At 68.3% G+C, this 13174-nt stretch carries 13 protein-coding genes; 4 read left to right on the top strand and 9 right to left on the bottom strand.

Annotated features, from left to right (window positions below; genetic code table 11):
* Nucleotides 1–201 precede the first annotated feature (201 nt).
* The 8 genes from V7Q42_RS14805 to V7Q42_RS14770 form a co-directional block, all read right to left on the bottom strand.
* Complete coding sequence (locus V7Q42_RS14805; protein ID WP_333824863.1) at nucleotides 202–1302, bottom strand: TRAP transporter substrate-binding protein; 1101 nt, start codon at nucleotides 1300–1302, stop codon at nucleotides 202–204.
* A 291-nt stretch (nucleotides 1303–1593) separates the two neighbouring features.
* On the bottom strand, nucleotides 1594–2700 hold the full coding sequence (locus V7Q42_RS14800; protein ID WP_333824862.1) for a TRAP transporter substrate-binding protein: 1107 nt from the start codon (nucleotides 2698–2700) through the stop codon (nucleotides 1594–1596).
* Nucleotides 2701–2913: 213 nt separating this feature from the next.
* Nucleotides 2914–3783: an NAD(P)-dependent oxidoreductase gene (locus V7Q42_RS14795; RefSeq protein ID WP_333824861.1), complete on the bottom strand. Its 870-nt coding sequence runs from the start codon at nucleotides 3781–3783 to the stop codon at nucleotides 2914–2916.
* A gap of 42 nt (nucleotides 3784–3825) precedes the next feature.
* Nucleotides 3826–4602 (bottom strand): transporter substrate-binding domain-containing protein, encoded by a 777-nt coding sequence (locus tag V7Q42_RS14790; protein WP_333824860.1) that lies wholly within the window; start codon nucleotides 4600–4602, stop codon nucleotides 3826–3828.
* Between the two features lie 231 nt (nucleotides 4603–4833).
* Nucleotides 4834–6075 carry an alpha/beta hydrolase gene (locus tag V7Q42_RS14785; protein WP_333824859.1) on the bottom strand — a complete coding sequence of 414 codons (1242 nt, stop codon included), beginning with the start codon at nucleotides 6073–6075 and terminating at the stop codon, nucleotides 4834–4836.
* Between the two features lie 159 nt (nucleotides 6076–6234).
* Nucleotides 6235–6729 carry an Lrp/AsnC family transcriptional regulator gene (locus V7Q42_RS14780; protein WP_333824858.1) on the bottom strand — a complete coding sequence of 165 codons (495 nt, stop codon included), beginning with the start codon at nucleotides 6727–6729 and terminating at the stop codon, nucleotides 6235–6237.
* 131 nt (nucleotides 6730–6860) lie between these two features.
* Nucleotides 6861–7490 carry a uracil-DNA glycosylase family protein gene (locus tag V7Q42_RS14775; RefSeq protein ID WP_333824857.1) on the bottom strand — a complete coding sequence of 210 codons (630 nt, stop codon included), beginning with the start codon at nucleotides 7488–7490 and terminating at the stop codon, nucleotides 6861–6863.
* 3 nt (nucleotides 7491–7493) lie between these two features.
* A complete protein-coding gene (locus V7Q42_RS14770; protein ID WP_333824865.1) occupies nucleotides 7494–8006 on the bottom strand; it encodes a thermonuclease family protein in 513 nt (170 codons plus the stop codon).
* Nucleotides 8007–8190: 184 nt separating this feature from the next.
* Here V7Q42_RS14770 and V7Q42_RS14765 point away from each other — a divergent pair, with 184 nt between their 5' ends.
* Nucleotides 8191–9801, top strand: coding sequence for a HAMP domain-containing sensor histidine kinase (locus tag V7Q42_RS14765; protein ID WP_333824856.1), 1611 nt, complete (start codon nucleotides 8191–8193; stop codon nucleotides 9799–9801).
* 278 nt (nucleotides 9802–10079) lie between these two features.
* Entirely contained in the window at nucleotides 10080–10523 is a 444-nt protein-coding gene (locus tag V7Q42_RS14760) for a hypothetical protein (protein WP_333824855.1), read from the top strand.
* 130 nt (nucleotides 10524–10653) lie between these two features.
* On the opposite strand, the gene cobT is transcribed toward V7Q42_RS14760, so the two are convergent.
* A complete protein-coding gene (cobT, locus tag V7Q42_RS14755) occupies nucleotides 10654–11667 on the bottom strand; it encodes a nicotinate-nucleotide--dimethylbenzimidazole phosphoribosyltransferase (RefSeq protein ID WP_333824854.1) in 1014 nt (337 codons plus the stop codon).
* 288 nt (nucleotides 11668–11955) lie between these two features.
* On the opposite strand from cobT, the gene V7Q42_RS14750 reads away from it, so the two are divergent.
* Nucleotides 11956–12702: an adenosylcobinamide-GDP ribazoletransferase gene (locus V7Q42_RS14750; RefSeq protein WP_333824853.1), complete on the top strand. Its 747-nt coding sequence runs from the start codon at nucleotides 11956–11958 to the stop codon at nucleotides 12700–12702.
* A 228-nt stretch (nucleotides 12703–12930) separates the two neighbouring features.
* Nucleotides 12931–13146 carry a DUF1289 domain-containing protein gene (locus V7Q42_RS14745; protein ID WP_333824852.1) on the top strand — a complete coding sequence of 72 codons (216 nt, stop codon included), beginning with the start codon at nucleotides 12931–12933 and terminating at the stop codon, nucleotides 13144–13146.
* Nucleotides 13147–13174 lie beyond the last annotated feature (28 nt).

The raw sequence follows: 13174 nt of genomic DNA, 5'->3' as shown, positions 1-13174 counted from the left end.
GTGAATCACGTCAGTAGACGGTCGTCGAGGGCTATCCGCGCACAGGTCTCATCACCCCGCCCTGCGGCGCTCCAGGCCCGGTCGGCGTCCCGTCGTCACGACGAGCGCATGAACCTGCGGCGGCGCGCGCGCCCCGAGAACGACGAAAGGCCCGGGGATCGCTCCCCGGGCCTTCACGAACCGCTCGTGGTTCGATGCCGATCAGCCGCGCGAACGGGCGCGGATCATGTAGGCGTCGAAGCCGAACTCGGCGATCTGCCACCACAGGTATTCGTCGCCGCGGAAGGCCATCATGTGATCATGGACCTTCTTGAACTCGGCATTCTCCTTCGAGATCTCGGCGTAGAGTTCGACCGAGGCCTTGTAGGCGGCGTCCATGACTTCCGCCGGGAAGGGATGGAGCTGGGCGCCGGCCTGGACCAGACGCTTCAACGCGGCCGGGTTGCGGGCGTCGTACTTGGCCTGCATGTCGCCGTTGGCCATGGCCGCGGCCGACGACAGGATCGCCTGATAGTTCTTCGGCAGCTCGGCCCACTTGGCCTTGTTGATGAAGAAGTGCAGAGAGGCGCCGCCTTCCCACCAGCCCGGATAGTAGTAGTGCGGCGCGACCTTGTAGAAGCCGAGCTTCTCGTCGTCGTAGGGACCGACCCACTCGGCGGCGTCGATGGTGCCCTTTTCGAGCGACGGATAGATGTCACCGCCGGCGATCTGCTGCGGCACCGAACCGAGCTTGGTGAGGACGCGACCGGCGAGACCACCGATACGCATCTTGAGGCCGGCCATGTCGGCGACGGTCTTGATCTCCTTGCGGTACCAGCCACCCATCTGGGTGCCGGTGTTGCCGCCCGGGAGCGAGTAGATGTTGTGCTTGGCGAAGAACTCGTTGAGGAGGTCCAAGCCGCCGCCATGGTAGAACCAGGCGTTCTGCTGGCGGGAGTTCAGGCCGAACGGCACCGCCGTGGCGAAGGCGAAGGTCGGATCCTTGCCGACGTAGTAGTACGGCGCGGTGTGGCACATCTCGAGGGTGCCGTTGGTGACCGCGTCGGCCGCCTGCAGGCCGGGGACCAGTTCGCCGGCGGCGAAGACCTGGATCTGGAAGTTGCCGTCGGTGGCTTCCGACACGGCCTTGGCCATGACGTCCGAAGCACCGAAGATGGTGTCGAGCGACTTGGGGAAGCTCGAGGTGAGGCGCCAGCTGACCTTCGGGGAGCCCTGGGCGATCGCCGGGGCGGCGAGCGCGGTGGTCGCGGCGGCGGCTACGGTACCCGCCGTGGCGGTCTTCAGAAACTTACGACGTTCCATCTTCTCGTTCTCCTCCCAGAGATATGCGGCTCGGCGCGAGCGCCGGATCTTGTCCCTCGCCGGGCGCATCTCCCGAGCGCCCCGAGGTCCGAATCCGCCGGGTTCTTTCGGAAGGCGCGAACCGTTCCGAAGCCGGGGAATGCCGCATCTAAACCGATTTCGCAGCTGCACGCCAGCACCTCGTGCGACGAAAAATCGTTCTCGCACAAGGAGGTCGCGCTCTCGGAGAGGTTCGCGGCGGGGCCGTCGGGTCCCGCCGCGCATCCGCTGTCGAAGTCGTGCCGTCCCGCGTCAACCGCGCGAACGGGCACGAATCATGTAGGCGTCGAAGCCGAATTCGGCGATCTGCCACCACAGATACTCGTCGGAGCGGAAGCTCATGACCGAGTCGTGGATCTTCCTGAACCACTCGTTCTCCTTGGAGATCTCGGCATAGAGTTCGTTCGCCGCCTTGTAGGCCGCATCCATGACTTCGGCCGGGAAGGGATGGAGTTGAGCGCCGTTCTGCACGAGGCGCTTCACGGCGGCCGGGTTGCGGGCGTCGTACTTGGCCTGCATGTCGACGTTCACCATGGCGGCCGCCGAGCTCAGGATCGCCCGATAGTTCTTCGGCAATTCGGCCCACTTGGCCTTGTTGATGAAGAAGTGCAGCGCCGCGCCGCCTTCCCACCAACCCGGATAGTAGTAGTGCGGCGCGACCTTGTAGAAGCCGAGCTTCTCGTCGTCGTAGGGGCCGACCCATTCGGCGGCGTCGATGGTGCCCTTCTCCAGCGACGGGTAGATGTCGCCGCCGGCGACCACCTGCGGCACGACGCCGAGTTTGCTCATCACGCGGCCGGCGAGGCCGGCGATGCGCATCTTGAGGCCGACGAGGTCGGCGACGGTCTTGATCTCCTTGCGGAACCAGCCCCCCATCTGGGTGCCGGTGTTGCCGGCCGGCAAGCCGATGAAATTGTACTTGTCGTAGAACTGGTCGAGCAGCTCGTTACCACCGCCGTGGTAGAACCAAGCGTTGATCTGACGAGCATTGAGGCCGAAGGGCGCGGCGGTGCCGAAGGCGAAGGCGGGATCCTTGCCGACGTAGTAGTACGAGCAGCTGTGGCACATCTCGAGAGTGCCGTTGGTCACCGCGTCGGCCGCCTGAAGGCCGGGAACCAGTTCGCCCGCGGCGAAGACCTGAATCTGGAAATTGCCGTCGGTCGCTTCGGCGACGGCCTTGGACAGCGTATCGGCGCCACCGAAGATCGTGTCGAGCGATTTCGGGAAGCTCGACGTCAGACGCCACGCGAACTTCGGCTGGCTCTGGGCGATCGCGGGGGCGGGAAAGGCGGACGCGGACGCGGCCGCGGCGGTCACCGCGCCCACGGTCGAGGTCTTCAGGAACTGACGACGCTTCATGCGAATTCTCCCTGTCTGGTCGCGCTGGCCGATTCCGGATCTCGGGACTGAAATCTGCGACCGAACGAGGTGTCGCAGCCATACCGAGCGAGGGACAAGCTCACCGATCGCAGAGGAGGCATGCATCGGTCGCGCGGCGGGCTCGCGCGACCGATGCATGCCTCCGATGGCTGGTGGATGCGCCGGCCGATGCCCGGCGCATCGCGAAGGGGTTCAGCGTTCGAGCCGCGCGACGAGGCTCGAGGTGTCCCAGCGGGCGCCGCCCATCTTCTGCACTTCGGAATAGAACTGGTCGACGAGGGCGGTCACCGGCAGGTGGGCGCCGTTGCGGCGGGCCTCGCCGAGGACGATGCCGAGGTCCTTGCGCATCCAGTCGACGGCGAAGCCGAAGTCGAATTTGCCCTCGTCCATGGTCTTCCAGCGATTCTCCATCTGCCAGGACTGGGCGGCGCCTTTGGAGATGGTGGCGATCAGCTTCTCGACGTCGAGGCCGGCCTTGTGGGCGAAATGGATGCCCTCGGAGAGACCCTGGACGAGGCCGGCGATGCAGATCTGGTTGACCATCTTGGCGAGTTGGCCGGAGCCGGCCGGGCCCATCAGATTGCAGGCGCGGGCGAAGCTCGCGATCACCGGCTCGGCGCGGGCGAAAGCCGCCTCGTCGCCGCCGACCATGACGGTGAGGACACCGTTCTCGGCGCCGGCCTGACCGCCGGAGACCGGCGCGTCGAGGAAGGCGAAGCCGCCGGCGGCGGCCGCGGCGGCGAGATCGCGGGCGATGTCGGCGGAAGCCGTGGTGTGGTCGACGAAGATCGAGCCCTGCGCCATCGCGGTGAAGGCGCCTTCGGGACCGATGGTCACCTGACGCAGGTCGTCGTCGTTGCCGACGCAGGCGAAGACGATGTCCTGCCCCTTCGCCGCTTCGGCCGGCGTCGCGGCGGCGCGGCCGCCGTGGGCGGCGACCCAGGCTTCGGCCTTCGCGGCGGTGCGGTTGTAGACGGTCACCTCGTGGCCGCCCCTGACCGCGAGATGGCGGGCCATGGGATAGCCCATCACGCCCAGTCCGATGAATGCGACCTTGGCCATCTGCGTCTCCTGTCGATGTTCGTTTCGTGTCGAGGGGTGCGATCAGCGGATCGCGAAGGGGAACCAGCGTCCGGCGATCCGGCTCAGCGTGCCGTCGCGGTCGAGGTCGGAGAGCGCCTTGTCGACCGCCCGACCGAGGTCGGCGTCTTCGCGGCGAAAGGCGATGCCGGCACCGGCGCCGAAGTGCCGGGGACTGTCGACCGGTCGGCCGACGAAACGCAGACCCTTGTGATCGAACTCCCCATCGAGAAGGTCGTAGAGGGCGAGCGCATCGCCGAAGACGAGATCGAGACGGTCGCCGACGAGTGCGGCGAGCGCCTCCGCCTCGGTCGGATAGGCGACGATCTTCGCCCCGGCGGGAGCGTAGACGGCGCCGAGATGGACCGCGTGGGCGGTGCCGGCGCGGACGCCGATGCGCAGGCCGGCGGCGACGGACGGGCGCGGGTCGACCGGCTTCGGCCGATCGCGTCCGACGAAGCGCGGGGCGATGTGGTGGTAGGCGGCGGTGAACTCGACGATGCGCCGCGCCTCTTCGGTGATCGGCTGGGAGGCGACGAGGAGATCGACGCGGCCGCCGATCAGAGCCGGCACCAGGGCGTCCCATCCGGGCGCGGCGATCTCACACTCGGCGCCGAGCCGGGCGCAGACGGCGCGAGCGACGTCGACGTCGAAGCCGATCGGCCTGCCGGTCTCGTCGAGGCGGCTGAAGGGCGGGTAGTGGCCGTCGGTGGCGATGCGGATGCGCTTCCAATCACGCGCCTCGGCGGGCGCGAGCGCCGCCACGACGAGGGCGAGAAGAGCGAGGGAGACGAAGCGCATGGGACTCCGACCGAGAAGGGTCGAACCGGACCGATCGGCCGGATCGCGAAGGCGTCCTATAGCATGCGACGGCGCGAGCGTCGCCGGTCTCGGCGCCGGCGATCTCATACCGGGTTCACGAAATTCGGACACATCCGAATTTCGTGAGTTTCGGCCCGACCGGCCGACGCCCGTTCGGGCTCGCCTTCGCGGATGAAGTACCGAACAGGTCGGAACTTCATCCGCTCGGTATCACTCGCCGACGAGCGGCCTCACGGTGCCCGAGACGCCGCGGCCGATGGCGCCGGCGCGGTCGCCGAGGCTGTCGCGGGCATCGGAGTCGAAGACGGCGATCGGCGTGGTGACGGCCAGGCTGGCAGCGGAGCCGACGGTGCCGGCGGCCCCCGTGGCCATGGCGCCGAGCCGATCGGCGAGGCCGACGCGGTGGTCCTCCGACACCTTCTGACCGGCGATCAGGCGGCTGCCGAGCAGGCGCACCACCTCGGGGCTGCGGGCGAACTTGCCGTGATTGAGTTCGTCACCGGTCTTCAACGCGGTGAGATCGAGCACGGTGACGCCGGATTTCTCCAGACGGGCGCGGTAGGGCTCCTGCGACGGATCGATGGCGCCGAGCCGATCGACCCCGCCGGCGAGGCGTCGCGACAGGTCGAGCGCGCGGTCGTCGCGGGAGACGAACAGCGTCATGTGCGGATGGGCGCCGATACGTCGGATCTGGTTCTCGAAGACGTCGACGTCGAGATCGGGCGAAGCGAGGATGACGTTGCCGATCTTCTTCGGCACCCCGCCGCGGAGTGCGAGGCCGCGCAACGCTTCCACCGCCAGCCAAGACCCCATCGAATGGGCCATGACCGTCACCTCCTCGACCCCCGGCTCCTCGGCGGCGGAACGCAGCAACTTCTCCAACGTGTCGCGCGACCAGTTGGTGCTCTCGCGATCGTAGACGTAGTCGAAGACCGAGCCGCGCGACGGCCATGTGAACAGGACCGGCGCGAAGTCGGTGCCGCTGTCGTGGACGATCTGGGCGAAGCGGAAGACCGCCTCTTCGTAGCGGGTGTTGAAGCCGTGGACGAAGAGCAGGACGCGGCGCTTGCCGGTGGCGCGGAACCAGGGACGACCGTCGCGGTCGCGGAACTCCTGATCACGAACGACGGCGAAGCTCTTGGCCGGATCGGCCGGCACCGACGTCGGCCATTGGATCTCGCCGACCTGGCGGACGTTCTCCGGCGGGATCGACACCACCACACGGTTCATCGAGGCGTGGTGGCCGCGCTCGCCGTCGAAGGGGCGAGCCGGATCGCCGGTGGGATTGCGGGTGGTGACCACCAGCAGGTCGACCTCGGACGTGCCCTCGGCCGAAAGCGTCGTCGGCGCCATGACGCCGTCGGGACGGCCGCCACAGGCGGCGAGCATCAGCGTCGCGACGAGCGCGACCACTTTCGCCAGCCCCGAGCCACTTCGCGGCGAGGTCGCCATCCTGCCTCTCCTCCGGTGCTCCGCCGGAGGTCTCGCGGCGGATGCTCCGCCGGTGATAGCGCGAGGTCGGCGCGCGCTCAACCGGCGAGGTGGCAGGCGGCGCGCAATTCCGCCGACTGTGCCCGGCCACACACGGCCGGGACCGAGAGAGCGCCCGCCTCAACCGGCGTCCTTGGCCGTCGACTTCTCGACGACGACGTACTGGAGCGGCAGGGCGGTGGTGTACTTGATCTGCTCCATGGCGAAGGAAGTCGACACGTCGGCGATGTCGATCTTGGCGATGAGGCGCTTGTAGAAGCCGTCGTAGGCCTCGATGTCGGGCACGACGACGCGCAGCAGATAGTCCACCTGACCGGCCATGCGGTAGAACTCGACCACCTCCGGCATCGCCGCGACGACCTCGGCGAAGCGCTTCAGCCAGTCGTCGGAATGGGTGTTGGTGGTGATGGCGACGAAAGCGGTGACCTTGGCGTTCACCTTCTTGGGATCGAGCACCGCGACCCGGCGGGTGACGACCCCGTCCTCCTCGAGCTTCTGGATGCGGCGCCAGCACGGCGTCGTCGACAGGCCGACCCGGCGGCCGATCTCGGCGACGGGGACGGTGCTGTCCTCCTGGAGGATCTGGAGGATCTTGCGGTCGATGCGGTCGATCACGGTGTACCCCCGTGGTGCATGAGTAATATATTCTCGATATTTCACCCTAGAGGTGACTTCTTTTCTTATAAACGTCAATTGCTCGACGAAAATAAAAACTCATTCCCAAAATTGCCGCCGATCGCAGCACCTCACAGGCGTTCGGCGACGCGTCGGCGCAATTCGGGCACCACTTCGGCCACGAACCAGGGATGGCGTTTCAGCCAGCCGGTGTTGCGCCAGGAGGGATGCGGCAGCGGCAGGACCTGCGGGAGGCCCGGGCGGTCGAGGATCTCGCGCCAGGCGGCGACGGTTTCGCCGAGGTTCGGGCGGGCGTCGCGTCCGAGATGCCAGAGCTGCGCCGGCCGGCCGACGGCGAGGACGAGGTCGATCGCCGGCATCACCGCCATCACCCGATCGCGCCACGCGGGGGCGCATTCACGGCGCGGCGGCAGATCGCCACCGTGGGCGTCGTGGCCGGGAAAGCAGAAGCCCATGGGAACGATGGCGATGCGGGCGCGATCGTAGAAGATCTCCGTCGTCACCCCCATCCAATCGCGCAGGCGATCGCCGGAGGGATCGCTGAACGGCACGCCGGAGGCGTGGACGCGGGTGCCGGGCGCCTGACCGGCGACGAGGATGCGCGCGGTGGCGGAGAGGCGGGTGACCGGCCGCGGCTCGTGCGGCAGCGCGGTGCCGCGCGGGGTGTCGCGACAGATGCGGCAGCGGGCGATCTCGGTCTCCAGCGCGGCCACGGCGTCTGCGGATGCGTCATGCGACATGTCTCACCTCCCGGCGCCGAACCACTCCTCGAACCAGCCGCGGTCGCGCCGCTCGCGCTTGTCGCGGCGGAAGTCCTGCGGCCAGACGAAATCGCCCGACCACAGACCGCGGCCGTGGGCGCGGGCGTCGGCCTCCTCGCGGGCATAGGCACCATAGGCGACGGCCCAGCCGCTGCGCACCATCTCCGAATTGAGCTCGGTGTCGCCGGCGGTGCAGCGCCCGAGGTGGCGACCGTAACGGTCGAGTTCGGTGGAGAGACAGGTCACCGGCCGACCGGCGATCAGATGCAGGAGATGTTCGCGTGCCTCCCGCCCACAGGGATGCGGGACGCCGGCGAGGGTGCAGGTCTGATCGAGTTCCGGTGCGTCGACGCCGAGAAGTCGGATACGGACACCACCGAGTTCGAGACTGTCGCCGTCGGCGACGCGCAGCCGGCCGAAGTGGCGATCGGCCGGCACGACGAAGGGTCGCAGCACCGGCCACGCCTTCCACGCCGCGGCGGCGGCCACGAGCACCAGAAACAAGCCGAGACGGCCGCGAAACGGCGCGATCGGGCGGCGGGGAAGAAAACGCGATCGATACACGTCCAATGAATTCCCGGATGTCGTGTGAACCGACTCTCGAAGCGGTTCATTAAGCATTCGCCCTTAGCCTTCGTCGCATCGCAACACCCGATTTTGCAGCGGACGAGGAACGGGCGTGAGCACGGCGGGTCCCGCCAGCGACAGCGTCGTCAAGACGGCGATCAATTCCGAGCGCGCCGAGCGTCGTCGGCAGGTGACGCGCGCCGTCAGAGACGTGCGCGAGCGGCTGGATTCGGACACCGACGTCAAGCCCGCCTTCGACTGGGAGCTGATGGTCGAGCACGCGCGGCTGCGCCTCGCCTCGACCGTCTGGGTTTCCGGGCTCGTCGCCTTCATCGCTCTCGTCGGTCACTTCTGGACCGACAAGGTGCTGATCGGCGCCTGGGCCTTCTTCGTCATCGCGGCGCATCTGACGACGCTCTATTTCGCCCGCGATTTCCTCAAGCTCGACCGCAAGGACGTGTCGCTGGCGAGTTGGCGGCGGCGCTTCGCGGCGCTCGACGGCCTGTTCGGGCTCACCTGGGCGATCCTCTTCATTCTGCCGGCGGACGCGACGATCGTCGCCGACGTCTTCCGCTTCTCGGCGATGCTGATCGTCGTCGCGGTCTGCGCCATGCTGGCGTCGAACCTCCAAGCGGCGATGTTCGCGGCGACCTTCCCGATCACCGTCACCACCGCGCTCGGCTTCATGGCCCGTCCCGAGGTGGTGTTCCTGCCGACGCCGTCCTATCAGGTCGTCTTCGCCACCATGGCGCTGACCACCCAGGCCTTCTTCATCGTCCTCGGCTACCGCCTGTTCCGCGCCTCTCTCACCGAGATCGAAGCGCGCGCCGAGAAGGACAGTCTGATCGCCGAACTCGAGCAGGCCAATTCGATCTCCGACGAGAGCCGGCGCAAGGCCGAAGAGGCGAACTACGCCAAGAGCCGGTTCCTGGCGACCATGAGCCACGAGCTCAGGACACCGCTCAACGCCATCCTCGGCTTCTCCGAGGTGATGCAGAACGAGTTGATGGGGCCGCTCGGCAACGACATCTACAAAGGCTACGTCGCCGACATCCACGACAGTGGCCGGCATCTCCTCGAGCTGATCAACGAGATCCTCGACATCAGCCGCATCGAGGCGGGGCGCTACACGCTCAACGAGGAATCGGTGACGCTGCCCTACATCGTCGAGGACTGCGCCCACATGATGGGGCTGCGCGCCCGCAACAAGGGGCTGACCATCGTCGAGCAGTACGAGGACAATCTGCCGAAGATCTGGGCCGACGAGCGCGCCGTGCGGCAAGTGACGCTCAATCTCCTCTCCAACGCGGTGAAGTTCACCCCGACCGGCGGCACCATCACGGTGAAGGTCGGCTGGACCGCCGGCGGCGGCCAGTACGTCTCGGTGCGCGACACCGGCCCCGGCATTCCGGAGGACGAGATCCCGATCGTGCTCTCCCGCTTCGGCCAGGGCTCGATCGCCATCAAGTCGGCCGAACAGGGCACCGGCCTCGGCCTCTCCATCGTCCAGGCGCTGGTGCAGATGCACGGCGGCACCTTCGCTCTCACCTCGAAATTGCGCGAGGGCACCGAGGTGATGTTCACCGTGCCGCAGTCGCGGGTGCTCGAGGTGATGCCGCGGATCGACGAGCGGCCGCGGCGGCGCGGCATCACCGACATCTCCGCCGCCGGCGCCACCGGCTCGGTGCTCGGCACCATGCGGCGGCAGATGGGGAGGGGCTGAAGCTCCGGCCCCATCGCGACTTCGGCGTATTCGACCAATTTCCAGAAATATCTGTATCGTAACCGTTGGCGCCAACGACGCCGATGCTCTATGATGGCGAATAGTTTCAATCGGGAATCGCGTTTCTTCTTGTTCGATCGCATCACATTCGACCGCGATGAAGGCTCGTCACCGCGTCATCATTGCGGTGACACCGCGTCGCTCTCGGCCATGAAAGCGAACAACTCCCGTACACAGCTGTGGCGGAGTGGCCGATGATTCGTCATACGCGACACGAAATGCTCGACCTCCTGTGCCTGATTTTTTCGATCAAGCTCGAGGACGTGCCACACTTCGCCTCACCGGAGGCGCTGGCGGCCAGTTGCCGTGTCGATCTCGATCTGGTGCATCGGATCGAAGACATCGGTCTCCTGCGGTCGGAGCCGAGCCGCCCCGGCCGGAGCTACGATGCCGACGATGCGCGGGTCACGGCGGTGGTCGCCGAGTTGATCGACCTCGGCGCCTCGGACGAGGCCATCGACGCCTATGCTCGCCATCTGCTCCAGCGCTGCGGCAAGTGCGGGCCGACGCCCTGCCCGACCCGCTGCGACGCGATCGACGTGTTGCGGACGCTGCTCCGATCGATCGCCGCGACGCACCGCGACCACGCCGGCCGACCTCCGCTCATCGTCCGCATCGAACGGGCGATCACCTCGATCGACGCGCTCTCCGACCTGATCTGAGACCGAAGGCCGGGGGTACCGACGCGCCCGCCTCCGCCGACATGCGAGCTTTTCCTTCGCCTCGGAGGCACGAGGCATTCGCCTCGAGACCACCATCGGGCATTTTCGATATCCGACGGAATTGGCTCGCTCAGCCGTCCTTGTCGCTCACCCCGGCTTCGGCGAAGGTCGCCATGCCGGCATGGGTGGCGGCGGCGGCGCGGATGATCGAGGCGGCGACCGCGGCCCCCGTGCCCTCGCCGAGACGCATGCCGAGATCGAGGAGCGGCGTCTTGCCCATCGCGGCGAGGGCGCGGCGGTGCGCCGGCTCGGCCGAGACGTGGGCGAAGATGCAGTGGTCGATCGCCGCCGGGTTGAGTGCATGGACCACCGCCGCGGCGGCGGAGGTGACGAAGCCGTCGACCACCACCGGCACCTTCTGATGGCGCGCGCCGAGGATGGCGCCGACCATCGCGGCGATCTCGCGACCGCCGATGCGGCGCAGGATCTGGAAGGGATCGGTCTCACCGGCGATGCGGGCGACCGCCTCGGCCACCACTTTCGCCTTGTTGGCGAGCGCTGCGCCGGCGACGCCGGTGCCGGGGCCGACCCAGTCTTCCGCCGTGCCGCCGAAGAGGGCGAGGTAGAGCGCCGAGGCGACCGCCGTGTTGCCGATGCCCATCTCGCCGAGGCAGAGCAGATCGGTGCCGCCGGCGAGCGCCTCCATGCCGAAGGCCATGGTGGCGGCGCAGCCGGCCTCGTCGAACGCGTCGGTCTCGGAGATGTCCGGGGTGGGGAAGTCGAGGGCGAGTTCGAAGACCTTGAGGCCGATGTCGCTCACCATGCAGATCTGATTGATCGCCGCGCCGCCGACGGCATAGTTGGCCACCATCTGCTTGGTCACCTCGGACGGATAGGCCGAGACGCCCTTGGCGGTGATGCCGTGGTTGGCGGCGAAGACGGCGACCAGCGGCTTCTCGACCTTCGGCGGCGCCTTGCCGGTCACGGCGGCGAGCAGTTCGACGATCTCCTCGAGGCGGCCGAGCGAGCCGGGGATCTTGGTCAGCTGGGCGTCGCGGGCGCGGAAGGCGGCGACCGCCGCTTCGTCCGGACCGGGGACGAGATTGACGAGATCGCGGAAGTCGTCGAAGGGAGTGGCGGACATGTCGAGCCTCGGAGACGTTCGGATCGCCGCCCTCTATACCCCTCGCCGCGGCGCGGCAAGGGAGACGGACGGACGACGCGGTCTCCGCGGATCGCGAGCGAGCCGACGGAGCGGCGGCGCGGTGCACGAGGTGCGGCGCGATCGCCTGAGGAACGGGGCGAGGCGGTGAACGACGACGCGCAGCCGACGGGAGACGCCGCATCGCGGAACGAGCCGCAGAGCCCGGCCCCGCCTTCGCCAGCCGACCCGGCTGCGGGGCTCGCCGGACTCCTCGCCGATTTCGCCGCCATGGTGCGGTTCTATTCGCGTCTGCCGCTGCCGCGCCTCGGCGCCGCCGACGATCCGGCCGCGCCACCGCCGTTCGGACGCGCCATCCGCATGCTGCCCTTCGCCGGCCTCGCCATCGCCGCCGGTCCGGCGGCGTTGCTGGCGGCGTCGGCGCCGAGCGCCCTGCCCTCGCTCGCCGTCGCCGCGCTGACCCTCGCCATCCTCGCCTATCTCACCGGGGCCTTCCACGAAGACGGGTTCGGCGACGTCGCCGACGGCTTCGGCGGGGGTTTCACCGCCGAACGGCGGCTGGAGATCATGAAGGACAGCCGCATCGGCGCCTTCGCCGGCGTGGCGCTCGCCATCCAGTTCGTCCTGCGGGCGAGCCTTCTCGCCGAAGCGATCGACCGGTACGACGGCCTCGGCGCCGGGCTCGTCGTCCTCGGCGTCGCCGTGCTGGCGCGGGTCGCGCCGCTCGGGCTGATGGTGGCGCTCGATCCGGCGCGCACCGACGGGCTCGGCCGCGCCGCCGGCCGACCGGAGCCGACGGCCTTCGGTATCGCGGTGGCCGGTGCCGTGGCGATCGTCGTCCTGACGATGGCACCGGTCGCCGGCGCGAGCATCGTTCCGGCGATCGTGGTCGCGATCGCGGCCGTCGCCGGGCTCGGCCTCTCGGCGCGCGCGCGGATCGGCGGCTTCACCGGCGACGTCGTCGGCGCAGGAACCATCGTCGCCGAGATCGCAGCGATGATCGGGCTCCTGGCATGAGGCGCGACGCCGCTGCGATGTGGCGATCGGCGACCTGGACGGTCGCGCCGGCGCGCACCACTCGTCATACCAAAGGCCGGAGGTGCTGACGCACCCGGCCTTTGGAGGAACGCGAATTTCGCATTCGCATCCGGGGCAGGAGAAATTCGCGTCAGGAATTCCATCGGTCATTTTCAATGGTCGATGGTATCACTCGTTCCCGTCCCGTCCCGAACCCGACGATCCCCGATGACCGATCCCGACGATGCACCGATCCGATCGCCGTGTCTGAAGAAGTGCCAGCTGCACCCGATCGACAAGATCTGCCTCGGCTGCTTCCGCCGCATCGAGGAGATCGCCGACTGGGCGCGTTTCGACAACGCGACGCGAGCGCGGATCATCGACGAATTGCCGGCGCGCAAACGCGCCTGGGAGGCGGGGCACGGCCGGCGGCGGCGGTTCTGAGACGTCGCTGCTCCACGAGCCGACGGCG

The sequence above is a fragment of the Pinisolibacter sp. genome (assembly GCF_036782435.1).
Lineage (GTDB): Bacteria > Pseudomonadota > Alphaproteobacteria > Rhizobiales > Ancalomicrobiaceae > CALBKH01.
The sequence above is the reverse complement of the archived record's forward strand: the minus strand, read 5'-3'. Positions and strand labels throughout refer to the sequence as shown.

Excerpts from the sequence above, each read along its gene's own strand:
- V7Q42_RS14775 (WP_333824857.1), bottom strand. The coding sequence starts at position 7,490 with ATGTCGCATGACGCATCCGCAGACGCCGTGGCCGCGCTGGAGACCGAG.
- cobT (WP_333824854.1), bottom strand. The coding sequence starts at position 11,667 with ATGTCCGCCACTCCCTTCGACGACTTCCGCGATCTCGTCAATCTCGTC.
- V7Q42_RS14800 (WP_333824862.1), bottom strand. The coding sequence starts at position 2,700 with ATGAAGCGTCGTCAGTTCCTGAAGACCTCGACCGTGGGCGCGGTGACC.
- V7Q42_RS14750 (WP_333824853.1), top strand. The coding sequence starts at position 11,956 with ATGGTGCGGTTCTATTCGCGTCTGCCGCTGCCGCGCCTCGGCGCCGCC.
- V7Q42_RS14805 (WP_333824863.1), bottom strand. The coding sequence starts at position 1,302 with ATGGAACGTCGTAAGTTTCTGAAGACCGCCACGGCGGGTACCGTAGCC.
- V7Q42_RS14760 (WP_333824855.1), top strand. The coding sequence starts at position 10,080 with ATGCTCGACCTCCTGTGCCTGATTTTTTCGATCAAGCTCGAGGACGTG.
- V7Q42_RS14785 (WP_333824859.1), bottom strand. The coding sequence starts at position 6,075 with ATGGCGACCTCGCCGCGAAGTGGCTCGGGGCTGGCGAAAGTGGTCGCG.
- V7Q42_RS14790 (WP_333824860.1), bottom strand. The coding sequence starts at position 4,602 with ATGCGCTTCGTCTCCCTCGCTCTTCTCGCCCTCGTCGTGGCGGCGCTC.
- V7Q42_RS14745 (WP_333824852.1), top strand. The coding sequence starts at position 12,931 with ATGACCGATCCCGACGATGCACCGATCCGATCGCCGTGTCTGAAGAAG.
- V7Q42_RS14795 (WP_333824861.1), bottom strand. The coding sequence starts at position 3,783 with ATGGCCAAGGTCGCATTCATCGGACTGGGCGTGATGGGCTATCCCATG.